This window comes from Exiguobacterium sp. s22, from assembly GCF_018617455.1.
Taxonomy (GTDB): Bacteria; Bacillota; Bacilli; order Exiguobacteriales; family Exiguobacteriaceae; genus Exiguobacterium.
Genome location: NZ_JACSKD010000009.1, coordinates 22,985 through 48,003 on the forward strand (window position 1 = coordinate 22,985; position 25,019 = coordinate 48,003).

The window sequence follows — 25,019 nt, forward strand, 5'->3', positions numbered from 1 at the left end:
GGGAAAACCATCATGGCTTATGAGGCGTTTACAGAACAGAGTGTCGTCGAACACGTTCGACAGTTGGGGTTACTAGAAGAGGGGATTGCAGAATGTGAGGAGATTGGGGATGGCAATTTAAATCTCGTCTTTCGTATTCGACAAGGAGAGACGTCATTGATTGTGAAACAAGCGTTGCCGTACGCAAAAGTCGTGGGGGAGAGCTGGCCGCTCACGCTTGACCGGTCGTGGATCGAACAACTGGCACTCCGTGAATTTTCTAAGGTCGTTCCTCAGTTCGTACCGAATGTACTCGGTAGCGACCGTGAACTCGCCTATACGATTTTGGAAGATCTGTCAGCGTTTGAGATTGTTCGGACGGGCTTCCTAAAAGGAGAGAGCTATCCGAATTTAGCCCGCCACGTCGGTACGTTTCTCGGTGAAACCCTGTTTGCGACGTCTGACTACGCGAACGGCCCGCTCGTGAAAAAACAAATCGAAAAAGAGTATTACAATCCAGAGCTATGCGATATCACGGAAAAGCTGATTTTCACCGACCCGTATCGCGATGCAGATTCGAATCAAATCGAAGCGGCCCTTCGTCCGAACGTGGAGCAGCTGTGGTCAGACCTCGCCTTGAAAATTGAAGTGACCAAATTGAAGGTTGGGTTCGTGACGAAGCACGAAGCGCTACTGCACGGGGATTTACATACAGGAAGCATTTTTGCGACCCGTCAAGAAACAAAAATCATCGATCCCGAATTTGCGTTTTACGGTCCGTTCGGCTTTGACATTGGTCAAATCATTGCTCATCTGGTGTTCTCAACGTATGCGCATCCGTTGAAACGATTCGAACGCTTCACCGAAGTACTCACCGTCTGGGAGACGTTCGAGAAAACGTTCCGTACCCGCTTTACACAGGCCGCAGAGCCGTTCAACACAGTAGGATTCGTGGACGAACTGTTGCCATCCATTTTGAGTGACGCCATCGGCTACGCAGGCTGCGAATTGATTCGACGGACGGTCGGTTTAGCTGGGGTCGCCGACTTAGAGACATTGCCGGATGACCTTCGCATCGAACGGAAACGCCACGCCTTAGAGCTCGGTACGCGTCTCATCAAACAGCGTCATCAGATTCAATCCATCGATCAGCTGATCCCAGTCTTGTCGGAGGTGCGCGTATGAGTGTGCAAAGTATTCATTTCGATGCCGACACGGAAGTGTTGACGATTTTAGATCAGACACTATTGCCGCAAGAAGAGCAATATATCGAAGTGCTGACGCTCGAACAGGCGGAACAGGCAATCAAATCGCTTCAAGTCCGGGGAGCGCCGGCCATCGCTTACTTTGGGGCGTTCGTCCTTGCGAAAGAAGCGTCACGCCTGCAAGACAATCCCTATTTTCACCTCCAATTGAATCAAGTCGGTCAACGATTGATTGCGACAAGACCGACCGCGGTCAACTTACAGCATGTCATCGAATCACTCCTTCGACTGAATGTGGGGGAGGACTTTGAACAGATTGCAAAAGCCATCAAGCAGCGTGCGATTGAAATCTATGAACAAGACGTGGCCACGTATCGCACGATTGGGGAGCATGCGCTCACCGTGTTACCCGCTGGTGGCAATGTATTGACGATTTGTAACGCCGGTGCCATTGCCACGTCACGGTACGGTACCGCGCTCGCGCCGTTCTATGTCGGGAAAGAGCGAGGCATCCCGTTTCGGGTGTTCGCGTCGGAAACCCGTCCATTGCTTCAAGGGGCACGGTTGACGGTATGGGAGCTCGACCGGGCGGACATCGACGTCACATTGATCACGGATAATATGGCGGCCTGGACAATCCAGACGAAACAAATCGATGCCATCATCGTCGGGGCGGACCGCATCACCCGTACCGGTCATACGGCCAATAAAATCGGTACACTCCAACTTGCGATTTTGGCGAAGCATTATGGCATCCCGTTCTATGTGGCAGCCCCACATTCGACGTTTGATTTGGAAGCGGATGACACGATTCAAATCGAGGAACGGGACGCGCATGAAGTGACCCATATCGGGGGACATCCGACGGCACTCGTCGGCATCACCGTCTTCAATCCGGCGTTTGATGTGACCCCACCCGAACTCATCACCGGTCTGATCACAGAGACAGGGGTGCTCGAACCGACCGAGTCGGTCATTGTAGAACATGTAGGAGGAAACACATATGTCTAAAAAAATCATCTTCTTCCTGTTGACCGTCATCTTAGCACTTGCCGGATGCACGAACGAACAGGCGCAACCGAAAATGACCGCGACAACAAGTAAAACGGAAGCGAAAACCGTCAACGTCTCAAATGAGACGCTTCCGAAAGATTTAGAAGTCGCCCTCGTCATGCAGATGTCGATTGGGACATTCTCTTCGCAATATATCGAAGGGGTGACCGAGCAAGTCGAAGCGTTCGGTGGCAACGTGAAAGTGTATAACGCCGAAAATGATTTGTCGAAAATGGCGAGTTATGTCGATACGGCGACGACGCAAGGAGTCGATGTGATCTTGATTGACCACGGACGTGCCGATGCCTTGAAAGAGCCTGTTCAACGGGCGCTCGACAAAGGCATCAAAGTTGTCGCATTCGATAACGATTTGACGAATGAAGGCGTGACGGTCATCGACCAAGACGATTATTCACTCGCATGGCGCTCGCTCAAAGCACTCGCGGAAGATTTGGACGGGGAAGGGAACATCGTCACGATTTGGGTCGGTGGATTCACACCGATGGAACGCCGTCATACGATTTATGATGCATTCTTGAAACGGTATCCGGGCATCCAGGAAGTCGCGAAGTTCGGTTCGGCGACGAACAACACGGCGCTCGATACGCAAAGCCAGATGGAGGCGATTTTGAAGAAGTACCCGGAAGGCGAAATCGATGCGGTGTTTGCGATGTGGGACGAGTTCGCCAAAGGAGCGAGCCGTGCCATCAAGCAAGCAGGCCGTGACGAGATTGCCGTTTACGGGATTGACTTGAGTGACGAAGACTTGCAACTCATGCAAGAAGAGGAGAGTCCGTGGAAAGTGACAGCTGCCACAGATCCAGCCGAAATCGGCCGCATTCAAGTCCGATACGCTTATCAAAAAGTGGTCGGGGAAGAGACGCCTTCCATTCATTCGGTCGACCCATATCTAGTGGACCGTGATGTCTTGCCGGATGAGCCTGTCACGATGGATGACCTTGGACAGTACGTGCCAGGTTGGGGCGAATCGAATGCGGCATGGTCGGATTGGATGAAGGAGACAGACTGATGATTCGCTTGGAACGAATCACGAAACAATATGGTGACGTCACGGTGCTCGATCAACTATCCTTCAGTTTAAAGCCGGGAGACATTCATGGGCTTCTCGGTCTGAACGGGGCCGGTAAGAGTACGCTCATCAAACTACTAAACGGAACGGCTGAACCGACGTCCGGCGAGTTGTCCATTGATGGAAAATCAATCCGCCTCACACCAGCGGAAGCGATTCGTCATGGCATCATCACGGTGTCACAAGAAGTCGATGATGCGCTCTATTTGGACTTGCCTGTATATGAGAACGTCCTTCCATGGCAGACGGTGAAACGGATTCGTCCGCAACGTTTGAAAGAGCGAGCGAAACGTGTATTGTCCCGAGTCGGTTTAGAGGTCGATCCAACGCGTCCAGCCGGTCACTTCCCACTAAGCGTGAAACAGCGCCTTCTCATCGCTCGGGCACTCGAGAGCGATGCTAAGTATTTGCTCCTCGACGAACCGACCGCTGCCTTATCGGAAACGGATGCCGACGCCTTACTTGAATTGTTACAGAAGCTTGCAGCAGAAGGAGTCGGGATTGTATTGGTCACGCATCGTTCAAACGAGCTCACACGGGTCACGTCGACTTCTACGTTTCTTCGGGACGGACGTGTGGTGTACGATGGACCGTACCAATTGCTCTCTTCAGAAGCAGTACAGACATTTTTAAGTGGGACAACATTTGATGCGGCGTTAGAAAAGGCGGTGCCGGAAGACAAGATTTGTTTGTCCGCGCAGTTGACCCTTCCGGCGTTCCAATCCGAGATTTCGATTGAAGCGTATCGCGGAGAAGTGCTCGGGATTGGAGGATTGACGGGGAGTGGGAAGACGGAACTGATGGAAGCTTTGTTCGGTCTTTCTGGGATTCGTCAATCCATCACAATCGATGGAAAAGAACATGTGATCAAAGAACCGACCGATGCCGTACGTGAAGGGTTTGCACTCGTTCCAGAGGAGAGACGTCGTCATGGATTATTTCTAGACGAGACGATTAAGCGGAACGTGATTGCTGTCGCAGGAAAGGCAACTTGCGTTTCGGACGTATTGGCATCGCTTCGCGTCCGTTATGCGAACGTGAAACAACCGGTTCGTGAGCTGAGTGGTGGAAACCAGCAGAAGGTCGTCTTTAGCAAATGGTTACTCGAAGACCGAGACATTTATCTGCTCGACGAACCGACAAAAGGAATTGATATCGCAGCGAAACAAGACGTATATGAACGCGTCATCGCACTCGCGAAACAAGGGAAGACCGTGTTGTTCACCTCGAGTGAGCGACACGAGCTCGAACGGGTCGCCAATCGAATTCTTTGGCTCGACCGTGGACAAATTGCAGAGAAAGGAGGCGCATGACATGGCACAGTTAGTAGTCAAAGAACGAAAACGAATCAGCGGTCATTTCGGTCAGTATGGAACGTTACTCGCAATCCTTGGTTTGATTGCGGTCTTTACCGTGACGAACGATCAATTTCTGACATACGTAAACTTTAGTGACATCATCAAATCGGTTTCAATCGTTTCGCTACTTGCCCTCGGCGTCACGTTTTCACTCATCGTCGGAGGATTCGACTTGTCTGTCGGCTCGACGGCGAGTCTTGCGACAATCGGGGCAGCGGCAAGCCTTGTCCTTCATCGACAAGAGCTTCTCGTCGCCCTGCTGATCCCACTTGCACTCGGGATTCTCGTCGGGCTGTTGAACGCGCTCGTCACCATCAAGTTTCGATTACCGGATTTACTAGCGACACTCGCCATCATGTACGTCATTAACGGAATTCAGTTGACGTATACGAAAGGATTCTCGATTTATGACAACATGCCGATTGAAGGGGGGACGGCCCCAGGGCGTTTCATCCCGTCATTTCTATTCATCGGTCAAGGGACGATCGGTCCGATTCCGTTCGTCGCGTTGCTCATGCTGGTGTTCTTTATCGGAGCGCATCTGTTCTTGACGTATACGCGGACCGGGCGTGAATTTTATTACGTCGGGTCGAACGCCGAAGCGGCACGTCGTTCCGGGATTGCCGTGAATCGCATCAAGTTGTACGCCTACGTGCTCAGCGGATTGTTTGCAGCCATTGGCGGAATCATTCTTGCATCTCGGATTGGTACGGGACAAGTCTCGGCGGGAGCACCTCTTTTGATGGACGCTGTCGCGGCTGCCTACATCGGCTACGCCGTCTTTGGGACAGGGCGCCCGAACGTTATCGGGACATTGATTGGAGCTATTTTGATTGGAATTCTCTTGAACGGACTGACGATGTGGGATGTCCCGTATTATGCGCAAGACATCGTCAAAGGGACGATTTTAATTGGAGCGCTCGGTCTTTCTTATATTCAGAAGAAACAGCGGACATGACAAAACCCCCGGACATCAGATGTTCGGGGGTTCGCTTTGTTCACGTGTCATTGAAAGAAACGGATACACTCCACCGTTCGTCTCCTGCATGAACGTGTCTTGTGGGATGAAACCTAGAGACTCGTATAATCGGATGGCCCGTTTGTTAAACGTGGCGACGGCAAGATGCACTGTGCGAGTTCCATATGTAGCCTCGATCCAATTCAGGATTGACGTGAGGAATCGATGTCCGTTGCCGCTCCCCGTCAAATCAGGGCGCATGCCGAGACCGATGGAGACAGCATCCGCTGATTCAAATTGCAATGTGACAAAGCCAATCAGCTCATTCGTTTCAAGGATGGCGAACGTCGTGTCACCTCGCTCATCTGCATCTAAAAATAAGGCGAGATCTTCGTCGTCGGCGTCCATATTGTAAAACGCGTATTCGCCTTCATAGTGCCATTCGAAGGCAATCAATTCGGCTTGCTCTTGATTGAGTGGTTGAAACGTATGGCTCATAAAAATTCCTCGTCTCTAATCGAAGTGGTCATGCTACACTCAAATCGTATCATGAAAACAAGGGGAGGGAACGTGATGGCAGTCAAATTGGACATGGTCGGAATCGTCGTGACGGATATGAAGCGGTCGCTCGATTTTTATCGGGCGCTCGGGTTTGAGATTCCAGAAGCGATGAACAAGGAAGCACATGTAGAGATTGATGAAGGGGGCGTGCGTCTTGCGTTCGATACGGTGGAAGTGGCCGAATCAGTATACGGGGAATGGAAACAGGCAGACGGGTATCGGATCGAGCTTGCCTTCTTATGTGAAAGTAGAGAGTCGCTGGATGCTTTATATAACTCAGTCCTTGAACAAGGCTATGCGTCACACAAAGCCCCATGGGATGCGTTTTGGGGACAACGTTATGCCATCCTGTACGATGCGGATGGGAATTTGATCAGTTTGTTCGCGTCATAAAAATAATCCCGGGCCATGTGGCTCGGGATTATTGATTGTCGTGGCACTCTCCCCATGAACAAAGGGCATTCATGGCAGGTTGAAGGCCGAGGGCATCTTCAGTCAATGAATACTCGACATGGAGGTGCTTCTCGGTCGAATAGTCGACACGGCGAACCATACCGAGTTGTTCGAGTTCACGCAATTGGTCGGTCAACACTTTCCGGCTGACGTCAGGGATCGCTCGTTGGATGTCAGAAAAACGAAGCGGTCCATCTTGAAGCGTACAATACACTTGAGGACGCCATTTGCCGCCGATAATCTCGAGTGCACGGTTGACGGGGAACGATGTGGTCATGTTCAAAGAGCCTCACTTTCGGGTAGTTACTTCAATGTGCGTACTTTTTTCTTTGCTTCAATGACAGTATCTTATCGTTATCCGCTAAATTGAGCAAACAAAAAGGAGTAGATGAAACATGACGTATCCAAGAACATTTTCACACATCGGTCTTTCTGTACCGAACGTAACCGAGGGCTGTTAAATTTTATGAGGACGTGATGGGGTGGTATACGATCATGACACCATCAGACGTCGTCGAAGATGATTCGCCAATCAGCGTGATGTGTACCGACGTCTTCGGACCAGGCTGGGGTAAATTCCGCATCGCCCATACGTCAACAGGAGACGGAATCGGAATCGAGTTATTCGAGTTCCCGAATAACGAGACACCAGAAGACAACTTCGAGTTTTGGAAGACAGGGATTTTCCACTACTGTGTACAAGATCCTGACATCGAAGGACTTGTCGAGAAGATTGTCGCCCATGGCGGGAAACAACGGATGCCGATTCGCGAATACTACTCAGGCGAGAAACCGTATCGCATGGTGTACTGCGAAGATCCATTCGGCAACCTCGTTGAAATTTATTCACACTCATACGAACTCACGTATTCGGAAGGAGCTTACTAAACATGAAAGCATGGCTACTCGACCAACCTGGTCTGGATCATCTGCATATTGGAGAAATCGACCGACCGACACCAGGAACGGGAGAACTGTTGATTCGTGTCGAAGCGGTCGCCTTGAACCCGGTCGACTATAAAGTTGGTTCAAACGGAAACCCGAACTGGTCATACCCACACATTCTCGGTGTCGATCTCGTTGGAGAAGTCGTCGAGGTTGGTTCAAGTATCGCTAACATCATTACGGGTTCACGTGTAGCCGTGCATACGGATCTTTCAAAATACGGAGGGTTCGCCGAGTATACGGTCGTCGATGCTCGGGCATGTGCGGTTGTACCGGAAGGTGTCAGTGACGAAGCGGCGGCTTCCATCCTGTGTGCGGGGATGACAGCATACGAAGCGGTCATGCAGAAGCTGAACACGCGAGATAAGGAGACGATTCTCGTACACGCCGGAGCGGGCGGTGTCGGTGGCTTTGCGATTCAGCTCGCAAAACGGCTCGGTCTGAAGGTATTCACGACGGCATCTCCGGAGAATTTTGAGTGGGTAGAATCACTCGGGGCGGACGTGGTGATCGACTATAACGTCGAGGATGTGACGGCACGCATCATGGAAGAGACGGATGGACGTGGTGTCGACTTGATTTTGAATACGGTCGGACGAGACGTTGCGACAGCCGACCTCGATCGCCTCGCGTTCAGCGGACACCTCGCCTATATCGCCGGGCCACCAGACATGACGAACATGAAAGGCTTCACGTTATCCCCTTCGATTCACGAAGTGGCACTCGGGGCGGCACATGCGAGCGAGGATGAACGTGCGATTCGCAACTTGGCGTATATGGCCGAAGAGATGATGAACTTGCTCGATGCAGGTGAACTGAACGATCTCGTCACAGAAGTGTTGTCGTTCGACCAGTTGAAAGAAGGTCTCGAAAAACTACAAACGCGGAAAGTGCGCGGTAAACTCATCGTCCGGATTCGCGACTGAGTAGAGGACTCCCTGTTATACTGACAGGGAGTTTATTTGTCGAGGAGGGGAATATATGGAGCGATTAGCAGACACGTATCGTCAGACAGCTGTTCAGTTGAGCGGTCATGGCAAACGAGAAATCGGGGTGTTGAAGCGTGCGTTTGAGCATGTACGTGAAGATGAGCCGAGTGATCAGTATGGACAGGGCAAAACGATTCGACAATTTGAAGAGAAGATGGCACAAGTCCTTGGGAAAGAGTCGGCAGTATTCTTTCCGAGCGGCACGATGGCGCAACAAATTGCGCTACGCATTTGGTGTGACGAGACAGGGAAGAGCACGGTCGCGTATCATCCACTCTGCCACCTTGAAATCCATGAACAGGATGGCTTGAAGGAGTTGCATCACATCGAACCGATTTTAGTCGGGGAAGAAAATCGATTGATGACACTCGAAGAGATTCAAGCGTTACCGGATATCGCGTGTCTATTGCTCGAACTGCCACAACGAGAAATTGGAGGGGAATTGCCGACGTTCGAGGAACTTGTGGCGATTCATGAACACTGTCGTGAGAAAGGGATTCATCTGCATCTAGACGGTGCGCGACTGTTCGAATCGCTTCCGTATTACGAAAAAGAAGCGTCTGAAATCTGTGCACTCTTCGATAGCGTGTACGTCTCGTTTTATAAAGGAATCGGTGGGATTGCCGGTGCCATCCTTGCTGGACCGAAGTCATTTTGTGACACGTCGAAGGTATGGAAACGACGTTACGGTGGTGACTTGATCAGCCTTTATCCGTATATTCTTTCTTCCGATTATTATTACGAGATGCGGAAAGATAAGATGACCGAGTATCGGGATTATGCCGTACAGTTGGCAGCACGATTCAACGAACTCGACGGCGTCTGGACGACCCCACGCATCCCCGTTACGAATATGTTCCATTTACATGTTCAAGGGGAGAAGGAAGAGCTCGGGGAAAAAATTGCGCGAATCCAAGAAGAAACAGGAGTAGGCATTACGGGATATCTCGTTGAAAAAGACGGACACTGTTCAACCGAAGTAAGCATCGGAGATACGTTTGAACGGATTACGCGAGAACAGCTTGATGGATTGTTTCGGCAGTTCAGATGAATCAAAACATGCACCATTCCTTTTCGGGAACGGTGCATGTTTTTTACTGGCTTACAATCGCTTCGAGACGATCGAGTTGGGAAGTGAACCCTTCGACAGCGCCCATTTCGACGACTTGTTGGAGAGCCTCTTCATTCGGGAATTCGGAGCGACTAATGAATAACGTGCCTTCCGATGTATCGAGAAATTCATTTGTGATCGTCATGACAGGCAAGTCCGGATTGACGTGTCCGTCCGCATCCGAGAATGCATCCGTATAGACGATTCGGGAGTATGGATCGATGTCGATAAAGGTTGATTTGCCCCATGATTCCATACCATAAAAGTCACCTTGTTCTTTGTCGACACAAGTCATGCAATAATGCCAAATCCCCCCCGGTTTGAAGTCGAAGCTGTATACTTTCGTCTCCCATCCGGACGGTCCCCACCATTTCTCTAAATGTGCAGGTGTCGAGAATGCTTCAAATACAAGTTGGCGTGGTGCCTTGAACAGACGTTCCATAATCAATGTCGTGCCCTCTACATGTGATTTGACCGTACTCATGATCCATTCTCCTCTCGCTGTGACTCCGCTAAAAACGTCTCCAATCGATCGAGTCGCTCTGTTTCCCGAGCCATATAGGTCCGCCAAGCATCTAACGGTTCGAGTGCTTGAAACTCGAGTGCATAACGTCTTCGATTGGCATCAATGGTTACTGTGACGAGACCTGCATCATACAGAATTCGCAAGTGCTTCGATGTCTGCGGTTGACTGATCCCAAGCTGATTTGCCATCATTACGACCGTCCACTCTTGTTTCCGTAACAATTCGATTATCCGCAACCGGTTCGGGTCGGCTAACGCTTGAAACAAAGAAGCCAATCTCTCTTCCATTTTTCGTCACCGTCCTCTTATTTTGAATATTCCCAATTAGGAATATTCCGAAACAGGAATACTCAATATTTAAACAATAAATCAAGTAGCATCTCACCAATCGGTCGTTCTTTTCCTTCATAAGGAAAAGCGTGGATATGGATGGCGGGATTAAAATTCAATTCGATGATACCGTATTCGATTTGCGCATCATCGAGAGAGGGAATCATCATATCGACACCACAGATGGTTGCCCCGACTGACTTAGCGGCATCGACAGCAATACGCTTATAGATGTCAGAAATTTGATCCGTATAGTCGATACTATCTCCGCCGGTACTGATATTAGAGTTTTCGCGTAAGAAGACACGCTCATCGAGAGCGGGAATACTATCGAGGGTCTTGCCTTGAGCACGTAAAAATGAGATGACGACCTCGTCGATTTCGATTTTCTCGAGCGGTGTCTTGTATCCTTTTCCGCGTAACGGGTTTTCATTTTTTGTCGCAACGAGTTGACGGATAGAAGAGGTGCCATCTCCAGTGACGTTCGCCGGGACACGATGGAGGATGCCCGCGACATCATCCCCGATGACGAGGAAGCGATATTCTTTTCCGGGTAAGAATGTCTCAAGTAAAACGACATCATCAAACGTTTTCGCATACTGAAATGCAGACAGTGCTTCCTCATACGTCGCTCCGTCTTTAAAAATGTGAATACCGACTCCGAAGTTTGTAGACTTCGGCTTTAAGACGATGGGTTGTTTTGAAAATGAATGCCATGCCTGAGATAAATCCGATTCCTCTTGAAGTTCTACCCCTTCAGGGACACGAATGCCATGCTCTGCGAGTACAAACTTTGTCACCGTTTTATTCTCCATCATTAAGACGGAAACAAAATTGTCTTTTGATGTTTTCGTTGCCTGTTTGACGTATTCTTCGTGTTTGCCGTTTCGAATCCGAATGAACTGGTCAGAACGATCGATGACATCGACACGATAACCACGTTTAATTGCGGATTTCATTAAGATTTGAGTAGACAGTTCCAGGTCGGCATAACCGTGAATGCGAAAACGATTTGCATAGGCGTCCTCATAAAAGTGTTCTGCTTGGGCGAGGGACCATGCGTGATAACCTGTCTCGATCATAATCGTCTTTAATCGGGAAGCGTACGTCCTGTCCACGTGATCAATTTTTTCGCGTACAGCGGGAAAGACATCTTCGAAGCCGAGGTCATAGTGTGTGTTGAACGAATCGATGGCGTCGAGAAGTTCTGTCGCGTACGTGTGTAAAGGTATGGCGTAACCATCTCGAGTCAATATGCTTGCGGGAGACATGCCTTCTTTGGCGACACGTTGTTGATTATTGTACGCTTCAGCTTGCCAATCGACATGAGATGTCTCCTCAGTAAAGGTCAAGTACAACAAAAATAGATGAAGGAATCGTAAATCTGAACGAGCAATTCCGGTCTTTTCAAACGGATTCAAATCGATATTGCGAATTTCAATGTAATCGATACCGTGTGCCTCGAGTTGATTTAAGTCGTTACCACCTTTCGATGTTTTCAATCGGATGGGGGAGTAGAGTTCGTTTGGATTGGCAATCTCGCCTTTCGCAATGAATCGTCGTACATCAGCTACATAGTCTGGAAGAGTCTCATAACTCGGATAAAGCGGTTCAACGTTCGTGTAGCCACAGTCGCTATTCCGATATGACAATGCTTGTTTATTTGAAAAAGTGTCTACATGGAGCGCTTGCATCTGGCTGACACATCGTTCTTCATAACTCGCATGTACGGCGGGGGTAGCACCGAGCAAATAGACGATGAGCCAACGCATTCGTAAATATTGACGAACTAACTTCAAATATAGGTGATCTTTGAAGTGTCGATATTGTTCAGGGGATCCTTCGTATAATGCGGATAACATCTCATCGGAAAATGAAAAGTTGAAATGGATTCCAGAAATGAGTTGTTTTTTCGCACCATATTTTTGGAGCAGATGCTCACGATAATGGCTAGCCTCTAGTCCGGACACACCAAAATCAGCGAGTGGAATCGTACCATCTTCCGGCAAGGCACATGGCATCGATTGTGGCCAAAGGCGTTCATCGCCTATGTTTAGCGCCGTGATGTCGTATAGCGTTTCTAAAAAATGATGTGCCGCCTCAATCGTCGGAAACGTTGGAGTGACGAGCTCAATTTGACTTTCAGAAAAGTCGGTCGTGATGTATGGATGTGTCGCTTTATGACCGAGTGCTTTTGGATGCTTCGTAACAGCTAGTGTGCCTTCTGACGTGACTCGTAACATTTCTCGCTCGATGGCAAATTTTCCACTTGTGATGAGATGGTGGGGTAGTTGATTAAACTGCTTCTGCAAGGGAAATCACTTCCTTTTTCGTTAGTCGGACAAAGAGGGCAGAGACAAGCCCTTTTGTGATACTTGAGATGGCGATACTCCACCAGATGGCATCGATTCCGAGATAAGGCTCAAGAAAAAATGCGAGCGGGATACGGGCCACTGTGAAAATAATCGAGATGGTCGCGGGGATTTTCGGTAATCCGAGTCCTGAGAAGTATCCGTTTCCGATCATTTCAATCGATGAGAAGACGAGCGAAATGCCGATAATTCGCAAGTAGCTCGCCCCAATTTCGATGGTTCGAACGTCATCGACGAATAGACCAATGAGTAAATCTGGGACGAATAAAAAGAACAACATAATGAATCCTGTGTAAACCATCCCGAGTCGGGTCGTTACCCGGTAACCTTCATAAACACGATCTACTTTTCGTGCCCCGAGGTTTTGACCGGTATAGCTAGCCATTGCTCCGTTCAAGCCACCAATCATCATGTAGGCAATCGATTCGATTTGAAGTCCTATGCGCTGTGCCGCAATCGCTTCCGTCCCGTATGAGCCAATCATGCGGGCAAGAAAAATACTGATTACCGTGAACAAAATCCGTTGGGTTGCCATCGGAAAACCAAGACGGATGATTTCTTTATAGTCAGCCCGAGTCGGCTGAACGACTTCATCCCAATTGAATAATGTACGAGCACGGTGCCAAAACAATCCGAACATCATGACGTTGGCGACAAGTGTTGCAAGGGCAGCCCCGATCACACCGAGTTGGAATGGATAAATGAAAATCGGGGAGAGAATCATATTGAGGATGACACCTGTCGCATTGATTCGCATCGCTGTTGTCGTATTGCCATATGCACTGAATAGACGAGCAAAAAGCAAATTAAAGAAAGAAAAGATGAGCATCGGCGCGCTGACGAACAAATAATCATACGCAAGCTGCTCCACAGCGGGGGCACCCATATTCAAAAAGCCGATGAATGTATGACCGAACATAATTAGTAGTGAGGCGTACGAAAGACCGAGTGTTAGATTCAGACGCCTGCTGGCCCGGACATGACGCTGAACCGAATTGAGGTCACGTCTCCCGACAGCTTGTGATACTTTGATGCCGGCGCCAACGACAATCAACGATTGAATCGCCTGTCCGAGCATGATATAAAAACTAGCTGCACCGATACTTGCCACAGCATCGCTCCCGAGCGCACCGACCCAAAACATGTCGACGAGACTATACGTAAATTGTAATAACGAGCTACCGACGAGCGGAAGGGCAAGAGCCAGAATGACGCGTTGCACGTTTCCAATCGTCAAATCGACGGTTTTCACAAAGCAAGACTCCTTACATTCTTTATATAACCATTTAGTTATATATAAGCACGGTGTATTAGAATTGGCAATCATGATAGCCGAATCGATGAAAAATGGACACAAAAAAAGGAATTCGTGATGAATTCCTTAATGTCGATAGCCGCGAATCCAGGTCGTCATATAAACGAGTGTCGCGATGATCAATGTAGAAGCAAGGGCGTATATTGGATAGGCAGGGAGCGTCTCTTCAAATAACGGATAGAACATGAACGATCCCATAAGGATTGGGACTGAAATGCCGAACGAGACGTAGGCAGCTTTTGTCGCTTTCGCTGTGATGATTTGTTCACGCTCATCGACCTCACTGAACTCTGTCATCCGGACGGACCATTGGGCAAAGCTCAACTGTTTATTCGGCCTGGTGTTAAACGAATAGACTGTCCAAACGATGCCAAAAACAACGAGTAATAGTAGTGGGAGTAGATTAAATTCAACTAAGAATCGGTCGGACTCGATGACTGTTTTCGACATATCAGATAAAAACGAACTGAATAGAAAAGCCATCAGGACATACAGGATGATACTTGAAATAGATTGAATGACGACATGTTTCATTGTGATTCCTCCTCGATTGTGAATATAGATTCGACCGGTTCCTCAAACACCCGTGCGATGTGCATCGCCAGCATGAGCGACGGCGTGTAGCTGCCTTTCTCGAGCGAGATGATCGTCTGTCTCGTCACACCAACTTTTTCGGCCAGGTCACCTTGGGTTAACTGGTGCCGGGCACGCAGTTCTTTCACGCGGTTGATCAATGGCATCGTGCCACCTCATTTCTAGTTTCTACCACTAGTGTAAAACAAACTTTACATAATGTAAAGAGGAATTTACTCATTTGGGGATGATACAATAACGATATAGTCGAAAGGGGAGATGAGGGATGAAGGTGATTAGTGGACAACATCACGTGTCAGCGATGACCGGGGATGCTAAGAAGAACTTGCGATTCTACACGGAAATACTAGGGATGCGGCTCGTCAAAAAGACGGTTAACCAGGATGACCCATCGATGTATCACTTGTTCTATGCAGACGAGATGGGTACGCCTGGAACCGATTTGACGTTCTTTGAGTTACCGTTTCTCGGACAGACGTATCGAGGGTCAAGCAGTATTTCCCGGACAGCACTCAGGGTGCCGGATGGAGCGCTCGCGTACTGGCAGGAGCGTTTTGACGCGTTCGATGTATCTTACGGAGAAATCGAGTCGGTTTTAGGAAGGGCGACCCTTTCGTTCGAAGATCATGAGGGTCAACGTCTCTGTCTTGTAGAAGGAGGGAGCGGGACACCTTGGAGCAAAGGTCCAGTGCCAGCGGACCTCGGTATCTTCGGTCTCGGATTCAGTGAATGGACGGTACGGCGGATTGACAAGACGGCACGGGTGCTGACAGAAGTGCTTGACTATCAATATGTAACGACATTTGAACGGGATGGACATGACGTGCGTGTCTTTGAGACGGGCGAGGGTGGTGTGGCGACAGAGATTCATCTCGTCGATCGGCCGGATTTGCCATCGGAACGACCAGGGCGAGGGAGTGTGCATCATGTGGCGATTCGAGTGGAAGAAACAGACGATATGACGAAGTGGATCGAGAAGCTTGACTCACATGGAATCAGCCACTCTGGTCTTATTGACCGTTACTATTTTCAGTCGATTTACTTCCGCGAACCGAGCGGAATCTTAGTGGAACTGGCAACAGATGAACCGGGATTTGCGACGGATGAATCGCTTGAGACACTCGGAGAACGATTAGCCTTGCCTCCGTTTCTTGAGTCAAAGCGAGCAGAAATCGAATCAAAACTAAAGGCTTTGTAAGCGGAAAACCCGACGTACCATTTCAGTCCGTCGGGTTTTGTACGCCTAATAACATGGCGAGTTCGTTCGTTCGGTTGACGACGAGATCCGCAATCGTGTAACGATCGAGTACATGAAGAAACGCCAACATGGCTTCATTCAAAACCCCTCGTAAATCACAGGCAGGTGCGATCACGCATCGGCCTTCCCCGAAGCATTCCACGAGTTCGAACGGTTCCATCGTCCGAACGACTTCCCCTACATTGATGTCATCCATCGGTCGTGCGAGTCGAAAGCCGCCGCCTCGACCACGCACCGATTCCAAATAACCATATTTCCCAAGCTCATATACGACCTTCATGACATGGTTTTTGGAGATGTTATATTGGTCTGCCACTTCTTGAATCGTGACGAGCCGATGTGAAAACGTAGCGCTATACATCAATGTTCGCAGTGCGTAGTCACATGTTTGCGTGAGTCTCATCCATCATCACCTCTCGTTTCATTGTACAAGACAATCCCAAAAAGTGCGATTCGAACAAATGTGAAAGGGTAATGGCGAAAATAAGTCAGAAACGTGAAATCTACTTTAAACAAGTATTTAATATATTGCTTTAAAGTGACTTGTCTCACATAATGAACGTGTACAAAACAAAAGGGGGAAATTTACATGTTAGATCAACAAACGATTGAGATTATAAAGGCGACGGCACCAGTTTTGAAAGAACATGGTGTGACAATCACGAAGCATTTTTATCAACGAATGTTTGAACAAAATCCAGAAGTTCGTCACTTCTTCAACCATACGAATCAAAAGCGAGGACGTCAGCCAGAAGCACTCGCGAACGCGGTTTATGCGGCTGCCCTTCATATCGACCGACTCGAAGCGATTCTTCCTGCCATTCAACCAGCACTTCATAAACATAAAAGTTTGAACATCCGACCGGAGCATTATCCGATCGTTGGTGAGAACTTGCTTGCGGCGATTCAAGACGTACTCGGTGAAGCTGCAACACCTGACATCATCGATGCATGGGCAAAAGCTTACGGTGTGATTGCCGATGTCTTCATCTCACTCGAGAAAAAAATGTATGATGACGCGCCATGGGTCGGATTCAAATCGTTCGTCATCGAAGAAATCATAGTAGATACACCTGAAGTGAAACGATTCCGTCTCGTCGCGAAAGATGGAGTTATTGGCACAGCCATCCCAGGACAATACGTCTCGGTTCAAGCGCGCATTGCGGGAGAGGACATCCTACATCACCGTCAATATAGTGTCATCGAGACGACAGAAGACGGCTACTGGATTGCGCCGAAAGCGGAGGGACTCGTCTCAAACTGGCTCCATGAACAGACGGTCGGAACAGAAGTCCCGATGAGCGCACCAGCAGGAGAATTTATCCTTGAAACGTCTGATCGTCCGCTCACACTCATCGCGGGAGGAATCGGGATCACGCCCCTTTTCAACATGGCGAAGACGGCACTCGAACAAGGACGTCCTGTCACGTTATTGCACGCAGTTCGGAGTATGGACCTTCGTCCGCTCGGAGACGAACTCGATGAACTCGTGGATCAAGGGCTTAAACTCATCACACACGTGGATGACGTATCGGGTTGCATGAATAAGTCACACCTTGAAGCACTTGATGTGGAAGGGCATGATGTTTATACGTGCGGACCGAGTGCGATGATGGAGACGGTTGTACGTGTGATTCCACAGGCACGATATGAATTTTTCGGACCGTCTGGAGTTCTTGCGACCAACTAAAAAAGACGACTGGAAAAAGTCGTCTTGATGCACAATATAGGTTATTCCGTGAGTTTACTTGAATGTATGACTTGTTTGTTGGCATCCAATGTTTCAAGTGACCACGAACCATCTGACGGTCGTGATGTTTCAATGACATATGTCATGGTGTAGCTTTCAATTTCGGGATCGTTGACAAGAAAATCTTTTGAGACATCGTCACCGTTTAACCGTAAATAGACGATATCTTCCGGTCGCTCTTTAAGGTGAACACCGATGTACTCCATGTCTTCAACTCGAAGGATGACGAAGTCAAAAGGCTGATTCGGCTCTGTTTGTTTCGTGACAGACCCTAAGTTCCCTGTTTCGACATCAATCTCAGCTAGACCGATGACGGAGCGGTCTTCATTTGTGTAAAAAGAGAGAACGGACTGTTCCATATTATGAATTTCAAACGTATACCAATTGTTCGTCGTCATATAACGATTCATTTCTTTTTCGGCATTTTCGTATGAGTCACCAGCCTGAATGTTAGTGTAGGTGTAAAGTCCGACACCGACTGCGATGGCTACGATGATGAGACCGGAAACGATTGTGAGTAGGATGATTCGCTTCGACATGATTGTTCCTCCTGACTTTTATAAATACGAACACCCCATGCTTCGCAAATGCGTGCATGGGGTGTTTGATTAGTACGTCAAGCTCGCGGCGACGATGATCCCGACGACGAGTGATGCGGCGAACAAGCTGAAACCGATGGCCATGTTGCCATTCTCGACTTCTTTTTCTAAATTCACGCCTGGTGTGAGGACGTATTCAAACGTCCAGAACGCCAATACTTGGGCGGCGATACCGACGAGTCCCCAGATGAACGCATCGAGCAAGTTGACGCTGTTCGCCCAGACTGTATAAATGACGATGGCGAGTCCTAGTGCTTTCCCCCAAAGTTTCAACGCGACAGCCATGTTGCCTTCTTTGATTAACTTGCGTTCCGAATATTTGGTCGTTAGTGCGAAGATGATGAGTCCCGCGAGAATGAGACCGAATCCTGTCCCGAGGTGGGCCAGGAAGCTTAAGATTGAATCGAGTGTGATGAATGTCATGAGTTCGTCTCCTTTTGCATAGGTGTGCCAACGGCTAAGTAATAAGATTGGTTGTTCGTGATCATGCTGCCGGCGCGGACGCCGAGTGCGGATGGGTGTCCGTTCAAGCAAAAACATCCGACCATGTAATGTGTCTCCATACGACCTTTGACGGTTGTCGTCATCCGTGTCGGGAGTTCGATGAACTGTTGGTACACGGCCGTTTCTTCCGCATACGTTTGTAATGTTTCGCGATGAAACGGTTGGCCATCTTTCGTATACAAGATGACGGAGTCCCCTTCACGTCCGAATGCCGGCTTTTTGACATAGTCCGATTCACCGAGAAACGGTGTGTCTTCTAAGTAAGTCGGTAAAAAATATGTTCCGATGATGTTGCGCTCGGCTTGATCGAATAGTGTCTCCGTCTCATACAATTCCCAAATCAGCGCCTGTACGCCTTTCGATTGCATGAGAAACGCCGAGAGGGGATTGAGCAGTGACACGTATTTTTGTTGATCGAGTTCAAGTAACCGAATGCCAATCAAGTCTCCGTCTGGAGCCCGATCGTCCACAAGATGCTCGATCGGATATGTTTGGCGATATAAGATGTCAATTCGCTCGCCCGATGGTGTGTAGACGCCGTCTTCGTCGACGAGTAAAGTGTGCAACGGTACGAATTCAGACGGTAAATCGAGCGTCTCTTGCAGAAATCGTGCCGTCCACTTGTCTTCGATGTTATCATCATGTGCCGTAAAAACGATTTTCGGTGTGCCATCTCGTTTGAGTCGATTCCACGCGGCGACGATCGCTTTCCGCAGCTCAATTTTCAGTTGGGGGGTGGCTTCCCTGTTCGGGTCGAGTAGACCAAACTCGGAAGCGACCACGCCGTTCACATCAAACAGCTCCTTAATGAAGGTCGGCGTATCTGCATTGAACTCCATCAACTTGAGTTGATCATCTTTCATGATCCAGTCGTAACGACCGATGATCGTCTCCTGCGGTATCGTCTTCGCCCGTAAGAACGGCAGACTCGCCTCAGGGTAACCAAGCAGTCGGAGCGTTTCGTCAGGTAGGGTGCGTAATAATTGATTCGTCTTCCGAAAAATCGAGTCAACCGCCTCGGTTGCCTCTCGGACAGAGGCAACCTGCGAGGCGGTCATCTCAAAACAATCGTACAAGGCATATTCTTCATCGTTTAAATCGGGCCAAAAATAAGGGATTTGACTGTAAAGTTCGTCACGCGTCATCCGCCAAATCCACCTTTAGAGCCACTGCCGAGTCCAGATTTTGACGACCCAGAATTAGAGCCTTTCGATACGGAACCGGTCGCACCACCGTTGGCTTTGTATGTCTTATATGACGAAGAGCTCTTCAATCCATTTTTTGAGCGGAACAGGCTACCGAGTAAGAAGTAGCTACCATAGTGCGGAGAGCGGTCGTCGTCACAATAATACGACTCGGTCTCGTCATCCCAGTCCCAATCGTCACATTCGTATCCGGTCGGTTCTTCCGGGAGTGCCGCCTCTTCATATTCATCCCCACCGCACGCGGCAAGGGAAGTGGTCAATACCGCAACGGATAGTCCGCTTAAAATTTTCTTGCTTGTCTTCATGTTGATTCCTCCAATTCATAACCAGTCGGTGTGACGTAGATAACATAAACACCACGATCTTCATCTGTTTCTGCTGAATCGCGCTCATATTCTTTACCGGCGACATACAAGTACTGGCTTCCGAGCATGGCGAGTGCATCAAGGTGGCGGTCGACGTAATAGGCTTCGAGTAATGGGTTGTCAAACCGGTCGTCGAGCGTGCGGATTTCGACTTTGATGTCGCTCGTTTCGTGCTTGTCCATCGGTCCCTCTGTATAGCGATCGACATAAATTAAAAAGTATTGATCGCCTTCAAGGGCAGACGAGCGTTGTTTGTAGGTCATGCCGTCTTTGACGAAAAACTCACATTCACGACGAGCTAGCACTTCGTCTAAGCCGAGAGACGTGTAATGGTATAGTGGTTCGAACGATAATTCATTTTTATAGAGACGATACTCTAAGACGATGGAGTTCATAAGTCAGTCCTTCCTTTTTTCTTCTTATACGGGATCACCATCAAAATGGTTTCGTGAATCTTTTTGTGGTTACGTTTAGTATATAAGAGAGAAGGAGGGGGAAACAGTGCATATCTTATTTCGCGTGTGGAAAGGGTTAGCGAAATTATCATTTTTGAATGTCGTCTTAGCTTCGATTGGCATCATTATCTTAGGAACCGTGCTCGGTTATGTTTTAGAACCAGAGACATTCGGATCACTGTTTGATTCGTTCTGGTGGACGATGACGACATTGACGACCGTCGGATACGGGGACTTTTATCCGTCCTCCGTGGCAGGGCGATGGCTCGGGATATTCTTATTCCTATTCGGGATTGGAATTATCGGGGCGTTGATTGGAAAATTGGTTGAAATCGGTGCGACGTTTCAACGGCTAAAACGGGAGGGAAGACTAGTGTATCGTGGAGAAGGACATTATGTGTATATCGGGTGGTCCCCGAAGACGAAGAAAGCAATCGATGAAGTGCTTAACTACGAACCGAAAGCAGAGATCGTCTTGATTGATCAGTTAGTTGAGGAACCGTACGTGCACGATCAAGTTCACTTCGTATCAGGCGATGCTTCGGATGAAGCGGTATTGCTGCAAGCAAACGTCTTGAAGGCGCGACGCGTCGCGATTTTTGCGGATGCCCGTATCACGGAGACGTTACTCGCCGATGGGAAGTCGTTATTGATCGCGTCAGCGGTCGAGGCACTCTCTTCTGAGTATCAGGTGGACTTGCACACGGTCGTCGAAGTGTGTGAAGAAAGAAATATCTCGAAATTCAAACACGTCCGCGTCGACGATTTTATTTTAACGAACGACTCGGTCTCCCTCTTGATGGCAAAAGCGACGTTACAACCTGGAACGACAGCAATTTTCCGTCAGTTGCTGAGCAAACAGTCAGGTGGGAACATTCAAGCGTTGAAACCAAAAGTCGAGTGGCAGAATGTTCGACAAGCAAATACAGCGTTACTTGAATCAGGGGTGACACTCATCGCGGTCAATGACCGCTTGGATGTGGCGACGATGCTCGATTTGCCGCTTCAGGAAACAGACATGTTATATGTCGTCTGTCATGACGATGTATTTGAACGATTATCGTAAGGAGTGAAACCATGCATAACGGAACGTTTATCCGAAAGATGACACGCATGCAAAACGTGCAACGATGGGACGAATATGCCCCCCATTATCATGATAATGCAGCGAGTCACAGCTTTCGTGTCGCGGTCTTCAGCTTGATCGCGGCTTATGTGGAAAAAGAGAACGGGCGTGAAGTCGACTTGCTCGATTTGCTAGGGAAAGCCATTTTCCACGATATGAATGAAGTACAGACGGGTCCGATCATGCACCGGACGAAAAAAGAACCGACCTTGATCGGTCACATCGAGCGTATGGAACGAACAGCGAGTCTCGGTCTTGTCGAGCTGCTGTCGCAATCATTACGTCCTCACTTTCATCGTTTCGTGGTGGAAGCGGAAGATGATTCGTTCGAAGGTCGAATCGTGGACGGGATTGATTCGTTCGATGCGATGTTGTTCGTGCGACGAGAAGTCGCGCACGGCTCTCCGCACTTTGATGACAAACTAGAAGAGATGAAAGCCGCACTCCGACATCATCCGATTGATTCGGTTCGCTGGCTGTTCGACCAGGTCGAGGCAGAAACGGATGTGTTGCGATTCATCGAGAACGTCATGCGGATGGATAGTGTCCGTCGCTGGAAAGGTCGCTTCAACACGATTGACGATAACGATGCGATTCATGGTTTCCGGGCGGCCGCGCTCGGCATGTTCAGTGGACTCTTAGAGCGTGAGAAGTACGACGTTGACGTCGATGTCGCCGAGCTCGTGGCCCGTCTTCTTTGTCACGATTTAGTCGAAGGGGTGACCGGAGACGTGCTCGGTCCGGTGAAGCATTCGACACAAGAGACGGGGGCGGCGTTTGAGGCGTACGAACGGGCAGAGAGTGAACGTTTGCTTGGACTGTTGCCTGAATACATGCAATCGGCGTTCCGTCGATATATGGCCGACTCGAAGGACGATACGTATGAAGGAATGCTCGTCGATATGATGGACAAACTCGATGCCCTCATTAAGATGAACATGGAGCGCAAGATGAACGGGGCGGAGTATGAGGTCACGTATCGCGAGCAGCTTCGTAAAGTCCAGATGCGCTATGAGAATCCAAGCATGATCTTCTTCCTGGCCTATATTTTGCATGACCTGGATTACGTCACCAGTTAATAACTAGGCGGATGGCACAAGCCATCCGTCTTTGTTTCGTTCGACTGAACTATTCGAATGAGAAATAGTTAGGGAGAGAGAACTGTTTTTTGACGTTGGTCTATGCAACAAAATCAAAAACCTTCACAATAATTAATGCAAGCGCTTTCATTAATTATTTGAGGAGGAATGAAAGATGTTGAAGAAACGACAAGGGATTGCCGTCCTGGCTGGAGTGACATCGATTGCACTACTTTCAGGGCAACCGGTCGCACAAGCGGCGACCCCGCAGAACGGAACGATGATGCAATACTTTGAATGGTACGTTCCAAACGATGGACAACATTGGAACCGACTCTCGAACGATTCGCAGCACTTAAAGGACATCGGAATTTCGACCGTTTGGATTCCACCGGCGTATAAAGGAACATCGCAAAATGATGTCGGATACGGAGCGTACGATTTGTATGACCTTGGAGAATTCAATCAAAAAGGAACGACGCGGACGAAGTATGGAACAAAAGCGCAGCTGCAGTCGGCCATCTCGAACCTACATGGGAAAGGGATTGGTGTGTACGGGGATGTCGTCATGAACCATAAGGGCGGAGCCGATTACACGGAATCTGTTCAAGCTGTCGAAGTCAATCCTTCTAATCGAAATCAAGAGACATCAGGGGAATATGCCATTTCTGCCTGGACTGGCTTCAATTTCGCAGGGCGGAATAATACATACTCTCCATTCAAGTGGCGTTGGTATCACTTTGATGGAACGGATTGGGATCAGTCACGGAGTTTGAGCCGAATTTATAAATTTAAGAGTACCGGTAAAGCGTGGGACAGTGAAGTGTCCGGTGAGAACGGAAACTACGATTATTTGATGTATGCGGACATCGACTTTGAACATCCGGAAGTACGACAAGAGATGAAAAACTGGGGCAAATGGTATGCGGATTCACTAGGACTAGATGGATTCCGACTCGATGCGGTCAAACATATCAACCATTCCTATTTAAAAGAGTGGGTGACGTCCGTCCGTCAGGCGACTGGAAAAGAGATGTTCACCGTCGCCGAGTATTGGAAGAACGATCTTGGGGCCATCAACGATTATCTGGCGAAGACGGGCTATACCCACTCCGTGTTCGATGTACCACTACACTACAATTTTCAAGCAGCAGGAAACGGTGGCGGTTATTATGATATGCGAAATATCCTAAAAGGCACGGTCGTCGAGCAACATCCGACACTCGCTGTCACCATTGTCGACAACCATGACTCACAACCAGGACAGTCACTTGAGTCAACGGTCGCTAAATGGTTCAAGCCGCTCGCCTATGCGACCATCATGACACGCGGTCAAGGTTATCCAGCACTTTTCTATGGTGACTACTATGGAACGAAAGGGACGACGAACCGTGAAATCCCGAATATGTCAGCGTCGCTTCAACCGATTTTGAAAGCGCGTAAAGATTTCGCCTACGGTACACAACATGACTATATCGATCATCAAGACGTCATCGGGTGGACGCGTGAAGGTGTGACAGATCGAGCGAAATCGGGACTTGCGACGATTTTGTCGGACGGACCGGGTGGATCGAAATGGATGTATGTTGGAAAACAAAACGCGGGAGAAGTATGGAAAGACATGACTGGAAATAATGGACGTCTCGTGACAATCAATACGGATGGCTGGGGCGAGTTCTTCGTCAACGGTGGGTCGGTTTCGATCTATACGCAACAATGAATCAATTAGACTTGTCTCTAGGAATAGGGGCAAGTCTTTTTTCTGAATTTTCACCACACAAGTTTTATACGTGATATAATGACCTAGTGTTAATTCTTGATAGGGAATGCTTCCGATCCA

The 25,019-nt window shown here is 48.8% G+C and carries 27 protein-coding genes and 1 pseudogene; 14 read left to right on the forward strand and 14 right to left on the reverse strand.

Annotated features, from left to right (window positions below; translation table 11 throughout):
* Nucleotides 1-12: 12 nt before the first annotated feature.
* The 5 genes from mtnK to KNO94_RS13065 are packed head-to-tail and all read left to right on the forward strand — an operon-like array spanning nt 13 to nt 5,643.
* Nucleotides 13-1,164: an S-methyl-5-thioribose kinase gene (gene mtnK / locus KNO94_RS13045; protein WP_214780383.1), complete on the forward strand. Its 1,152-nt coding sequence runs from the start codon at nt 13-15 to the stop codon at nt 1,162-1,164.
* A complete protein-coding gene (mtnA, locus tag KNO94_RS13050; RefSeq protein ID WP_214780385.1) occupies nt 1,161-2,195 on the forward strand; it encodes an S-methyl-5-thioribose-1-phosphate isomerase in 1,035 nt (344 codons plus the stop codon). Before mtnK ends, mtnA begins: the two co-directional genes overlap by 4 nt.
* Nucleotides 2,188-3,267 carry a sugar ABC transporter substrate-binding protein gene (locus KNO94_RS13055; RefSeq protein ID WP_214780387.1) on the forward strand — a complete coding sequence of 360 codons (1,080 nt, stop codon included), beginning with the start codon at nt 2,188-2,190 and terminating at the stop codon, nt 3,265-3,267. Before mtnA ends, KNO94_RS13055 begins: the two co-directional genes overlap by 8 nt.
* Complete coding sequence (locus tag KNO94_RS13060) at nt 3,267-4,640, forward strand: sugar ABC transporter ATP-binding protein (RefSeq protein WP_214780389.1); 1,374 nt, start codon at nt 3,267-3,269, stop codon at nt 4,638-4,640. Before KNO94_RS13055 ends, KNO94_RS13060 begins: the two co-directional genes overlap by 1 nt.
* A gap of 1 nt (nt 4,641) precedes the next feature.
* On the forward strand, nt 4,642-5,643 hold the full coding sequence (locus tag KNO94_RS13065; protein WP_214780391.1) for an ABC transporter permease: 1,002 nt from the start codon (nt 4,642-4,644) through the stop codon (nt 5,641-5,643).
* A gap of 15 nt (nt 5,644-5,658) precedes the next feature.
* Here KNO94_RS13065 and KNO94_RS13070 read toward each other — a convergent pair whose 3' ends face one another.
* Entirely contained in the window at nt 5,659-6,141 is a 483-nt protein-coding gene (locus tag KNO94_RS13070; protein WP_214780393.1) for a GNAT family N-acetyltransferase, read from the reverse strand.
* Nucleotides 6,142-6,216: 75 nt separating this feature from the next.
* Between KNO94_RS13070 and KNO94_RS13075 the strand changes: the two genes are divergently transcribed.
* On the forward strand, nt 6,217-6,597 hold the full coding sequence (locus KNO94_RS13075) for a VOC family protein (RefSeq protein WP_214780395.1): 381 nt from the start codon (nt 6,217-6,219) through the stop codon (nt 6,595-6,597).
* A 28-nt stretch (nt 6,598-6,625) separates the two neighbouring features.
* Here the strand turns inward: KNO94_RS13075 and KNO94_RS13080 are convergent, their stop codons facing one another.
* A complete protein-coding gene (locus tag KNO94_RS13080; RefSeq protein ID WP_026824988.1) occupies nt 6,626-6,934 on the reverse strand; it encodes a winged helix-turn-helix transcriptional regulator in 309 nt (102 codons plus the stop codon).
* Nucleotides 6,935-7,052: 118 nt separating this feature from the next.
* Here KNO94_RS13080 and KNO94_RS13085 point away from each other — a divergent pair.
* The 3 genes and pseudogenes from KNO94_RS13085 (at nt 7,053) to KNO94_RS13095 (ending at nt 9,642) form a co-directional block, all read left to right on the forward strand.
* Nucleotides 7,053-7,545 (forward strand): annotated as a pseudogene (locus KNO94_RS13085) (lactoylglutathione lyase family protein).
* A gap of 2 nt (nt 7,546-7,547) precedes the next feature.
* A complete protein-coding gene (locus KNO94_RS13090; RefSeq protein WP_214780397.1) occupies nt 7,548-8,528 on the forward strand; it encodes a zinc-binding dehydrogenase in 981 nt (326 codons plus the stop codon).
* Nucleotides 8,529-8,583: 55 nt separating this feature from the next.
* A complete protein-coding gene (locus KNO94_RS13095; RefSeq protein ID WP_214780399.1) occupies nt 8,584-9,642 on the forward strand; it encodes a threonine aldolase family protein in 1,059 nt (352 codons plus the stop codon).
* 43 nt (nt 9,643-9,685) lie between these two features.
* Here the strand turns inward: KNO94_RS13095 and KNO94_RS13100 are convergent, their stop codons facing one another.
* From KNO94_RS13100 to KNO94_RS13125, 6 genes are all read right to left on the reverse strand, one after another.
* Complete coding sequence (locus KNO94_RS13100; protein ID WP_012727470.1) at nt 9,686-10,186, reverse strand: SRPBCC family protein; 501 nt, start codon at nt 10,184-10,186, stop codon at nt 9,686-9,688.
* Nucleotides 10,183-10,515, reverse strand: coding sequence for an ArsR/SmtB family transcription factor (locus KNO94_RS13105; RefSeq protein WP_214780402.1), 333 nt, complete (start codon nt 10,513-10,515; stop codon nt 10,183-10,185). The genes KNO94_RS13100 and KNO94_RS13105 overlap by 4 nt, the downstream gene beginning before the upstream one ends.
* 62 nt (nt 10,516-10,577) lie before the next feature.
* The gene (gshAB, locus tag KNO94_RS13110; protein WP_214780404.1) at nt 10,578-12,869 is read right to left on the reverse strand and encodes a bifunctional glutamate--cysteine ligase GshA/glutathione synthetase GshB; all 2,292 of its coding nucleotides are present in this window, start codon (nt 12,867-12,869) and stop codon (nt 10,578-10,580) included.
* Nucleotides 12,853-14,181, reverse strand: coding sequence for an MATE family efflux transporter (locus KNO94_RS13115; protein WP_214780406.1), 1,329 nt, complete (start codon nt 14,179-14,181; stop codon nt 12,853-12,855). The genes gshAB and KNO94_RS13115 overlap by 17 nt, the downstream gene beginning before the upstream one ends.
* A 129-nt stretch (nt 14,182-14,310) precedes the next feature.
* Complete coding sequence (locus KNO94_RS13120) at nt 14,311-14,778, reverse strand: hypothetical protein (protein ID WP_012727466.1); 468 nt, start codon at nt 14,776-14,778, stop codon at nt 14,311-14,313.
* Nucleotides 14,775-14,984: a helix-turn-helix transcriptional regulator gene (locus KNO94_RS13125; RefSeq protein ID WP_012727465.1), complete on the reverse strand. Its 210-nt coding sequence runs from the start codon at nt 14,982-14,984 to the stop codon at nt 14,775-14,777. Before KNO94_RS13125 ends, KNO94_RS13120 begins: the two co-directional genes overlap by 4 nt.
* Nucleotides 14,985-15,103: 119 nt before the next feature.
* Between KNO94_RS13125 and KNO94_RS13130 the strand changes: the two genes are divergently transcribed.
* On the forward strand, nt 15,104-16,036 hold the full coding sequence (locus KNO94_RS13130; RefSeq protein WP_214780408.1) for a ring-cleaving dioxygenase: 933 nt from the start codon (nt 15,104-15,106) through the stop codon (nt 16,034-16,036).
* A 22-nt stretch (nt 16,037-16,058) separates the two neighbouring features.
* Here the strand turns inward: KNO94_RS13130 and KNO94_RS13135 are convergent, their stop codons facing one another.
* A complete protein-coding gene (locus KNO94_RS13135) occupies nt 16,059-16,499 on the reverse strand; it encodes an RrF2 family transcriptional regulator (protein WP_078147731.1) in 441 nt (146 codons plus the stop codon).
* 186 nt (nt 16,500-16,685) lie between these two features.
* On the opposite strand from KNO94_RS13135, the gene KNO94_RS13140 reads away from it, so the two are divergent.
* A complete protein-coding gene (locus KNO94_RS13140; protein WP_214780410.1) occupies nt 16,686-17,786 on the forward strand; it encodes a globin domain-containing protein in 1,101 nt (366 codons plus the stop codon).
* Between the two features lie 41 nt (nt 17,787-17,827).
* Here the strand turns inward: KNO94_RS13140 and KNO94_RS13145 are convergent, their stop codons facing one another.
* From KNO94_RS13145 to KNO94_RS13165, 5 genes are all read right to left on the reverse strand, one after another.
* Complete coding sequence (locus KNO94_RS13145) at nt 17,828-18,385, reverse strand: hypothetical protein (RefSeq protein ID WP_214780412.1); 558 nt, start codon at nt 18,383-18,385, stop codon at nt 17,828-17,830.
* Nucleotides 18,386-18,454: 69 nt separating this feature from the next.
* Nucleotides 18,455-18,868, reverse strand: a complete 414-nt coding sequence (locus tag KNO94_RS13150; protein ID WP_034770831.1) for a DUF350 domain-containing protein — start codon at nt 18,866-18,868, stop codon at nt 18,455-18,457.
* The gene (locus KNO94_RS13155) at nt 18,865-20,094 is read right to left on the reverse strand and encodes a glutathionylspermidine synthase family protein (RefSeq protein WP_214780414.1); all 1,230 of its coding nucleotides are present in this window, start codon (nt 20,092-20,094) and stop codon (nt 18,865-18,867) included. The genes KNO94_RS13150 and KNO94_RS13155 overlap by 4 nt, the downstream gene beginning before the upstream one ends.
* The gene (locus KNO94_RS13160; RefSeq protein ID WP_078147727.1) at nt 20,091-20,459 is read right to left on the reverse strand and encodes a hypothetical protein; all 369 of its coding nucleotides are present in this window, start codon (nt 20,457-20,459) and stop codon (nt 20,091-20,093) included. The genes KNO94_RS13155 and KNO94_RS13160 overlap by 4 nt, the downstream gene beginning before the upstream one ends.
* Nucleotides 20,456-20,914: a hypothetical protein gene (locus KNO94_RS13165; protein WP_012727457.1), complete on the reverse strand. Its 459-nt coding sequence runs from the start codon at nt 20,912-20,914 to the stop codon at nt 20,456-20,458. The genes KNO94_RS13160 and KNO94_RS13165 overlap by 4 nt, the downstream gene beginning before the upstream one ends.
* A gap of 106 nt (nt 20,915-21,020) precedes the next feature.
* On the opposite strand from KNO94_RS13165, the gene KNO94_RS13170 reads away from it, so the two are divergent.
* The 3 genes from KNO94_RS13170 (at nt 21,021) to amyS (ending at nt 24,899) form a co-directional block, all read left to right on the forward strand.
* Nucleotides 21,021-22,040: an ion channel gene (locus KNO94_RS13170; protein ID WP_214780416.1), complete on the forward strand. Its 1,020-nt coding sequence runs from the start codon at nt 21,021-21,023 to the stop codon at nt 22,038-22,040.
* An 11-nt stretch (nt 22,041-22,051) separates the two neighbouring features.
* On the forward strand, nt 22,052-23,179 hold the full coding sequence (locus tag KNO94_RS13175; protein WP_214780418.1) for a YfbR-like 5'-deoxynucleotidase: 1,128 nt from the start codon (nt 22,052-22,054) through the stop codon (nt 23,177-23,179).
* 178 nt (nt 23,180-23,357) lie between these two features.
* Nucleotides 23,358-24,899: an alpha-amylase gene (gene amyS / locus KNO94_RS13180; protein WP_483299176.1), complete on the forward strand. Its 1,542-nt coding sequence runs from the start codon at nt 23,358-23,360 to the stop codon at nt 24,897-24,899.
* The last annotated feature ends 120 nt before the right edge of the window (nt 24,900-25,019 follow it).

What these genes read in the sequence shown, in the direction of transcription:
- KNO94_RS13155 (WP_214780414.1), bottom strand. Translation starts at nt 20,094, where the DNA reads ATGACGCGTGACGAACTTTACAGTCAAATCCCTTATTTTTGGCCCGAT.
- KNO94_RS13105 (WP_214780402.1), bottom strand. Translation starts at nt 10,515, where the DNA reads ATGGAAGAGAGATTGGCTTCTTTGTTTCAAGCGTTAGCCGACCCGAAC.
- KNO94_RS13135 (WP_078147731.1), bottom strand. Translation starts at nt 16,499, where the DNA reads ATGAGACTCACGCAAACATGTGACTACGCACTGCGAACATTGATGTAT.
- KNO94_RS13080 (WP_026824988.1), bottom strand. Translation starts at nt 6,934, where the DNA reads ATGACCACATCGTTCCCCGTCAACCGTGCACTCGAGATTATCGGCGGC.
- mtnA (WP_214780385.1), top strand. Translation starts at nt 1,161, where the DNA reads ATGAGTGTGCAAAGTATTCATTTCGATGCCGACACGGAAGTGTTGACG.
- KNO94_RS13130 (WP_214780408.1), top strand. Translation starts at nt 15,104, where the DNA reads ATGAAGGTGATTAGTGGACAACATCACGTGTCAGCGATGACCGGGGAT.
- KNO94_RS13055 (WP_214780387.1), top strand. Translation starts at nt 2,188, where the DNA reads ATGTCTAAAAAAATCATCTTCTTCCTGTTGACCGTCATCTTAGCACTT.
- KNO94_RS13120 (WP_012727466.1), bottom strand. Translation starts at nt 14,778, where the DNA reads ATGAAACATGTCGTCATTCAATCTATTTCAAGTATCATCCTGTATGTC.
- KNO94_RS13095 (WP_214780399.1), top strand. Translation starts at nt 8,584, where the DNA reads ATGGAGCGATTAGCAGACACGTATCGTCAGACAGCTGTTCAGTTGAGC.
- KNO94_RS13175 (WP_214780418.1), top strand. Translation starts at nt 22,052, where the DNA reads ATGCATAACGGAACGTTTATCCGAAAGATGACACGCATGCAAAACGTG.
- KNO94_RS13125 (WP_012727465.1), bottom strand. Translation starts at nt 14,984, where the DNA reads ATGCCATTGATCAACCGCGTGAAAGAACTGCGTGCCCGGCACCAGTTA.
- KNO94_RS13060 (WP_214780389.1), top strand. Translation starts at nt 3,267, where the DNA reads ATGATTCGCTTGGAACGAATCACGAAACAATATGGTGACGTCACGGTG.
- mtnK (WP_214780383.1), top strand. Translation starts at nt 13, where the DNA reads ATGGCTTATGAGGCGTTTACAGAACAGAGTGTCGTCGAACACGTTCGA.
- KNO94_RS13075 (WP_214780395.1), top strand. Translation starts at nt 6,217, where the DNA reads ATGGCAGTCAAATTGGACATGGTCGGAATCGTCGTGACGGATATGAAG.
- KNO94_RS13140 (WP_214780410.1), top strand. Translation starts at nt 16,686, where the DNA reads ATGTTAGATCAACAAACGATTGAGATTATAAAGGCGACGGCACCAGTT.
- KNO94_RS13165 (WP_012727457.1), bottom strand. Translation starts at nt 20,914, where the DNA reads ATGAACTCCATCGTCTTAGAGTATCGTCTCTATAAAAATGAATTATCG.
- KNO94_RS13100 (WP_012727470.1), bottom strand. Translation starts at nt 10,186, where the DNA reads ATGAGTACGGTCAAATCACATGTAGAGGGCACGACATTGATTATGGAA.
- KNO94_RS13070 (WP_214780393.1), bottom strand. Translation starts at nt 6,141, where the DNA reads ATGAGCCATACGTTTCAACCACTCAATCAAGAGCAAGCCGAATTGATT.
- KNO94_RS13145 (WP_214780412.1), bottom strand. Translation starts at nt 18,385, where the DNA reads ATGTCGAAGCGAATCATCCTACTCACAATCGTTTCCGGTCTCATCATC.
- KNO94_RS13150 (WP_034770831.1), bottom strand. Translation starts at nt 18,868, where the DNA reads ATGACATTCATCACACTCGATTCAATCTTAAGCTTCCTGGCCCACCTC.
- KNO94_RS13160 (WP_078147727.1), bottom strand. Translation starts at nt 20,459, where the DNA reads ATGAAGACAAGCAAGAAAATTTTAAGCGGACTATCCGTTGCGGTATTG.
- KNO94_RS13065 (WP_214780391.1), top strand. Translation starts at nt 4,642, where the DNA reads ATGGCACAGTTAGTAGTCAAAGAACGAAAACGAATCAGCGGTCATTTC.
- KNO94_RS13090 (WP_214780397.1), top strand. Translation starts at nt 7,548, where the DNA reads ATGAAAGCATGGCTACTCGACCAACCTGGTCTGGATCATCTGCATATT.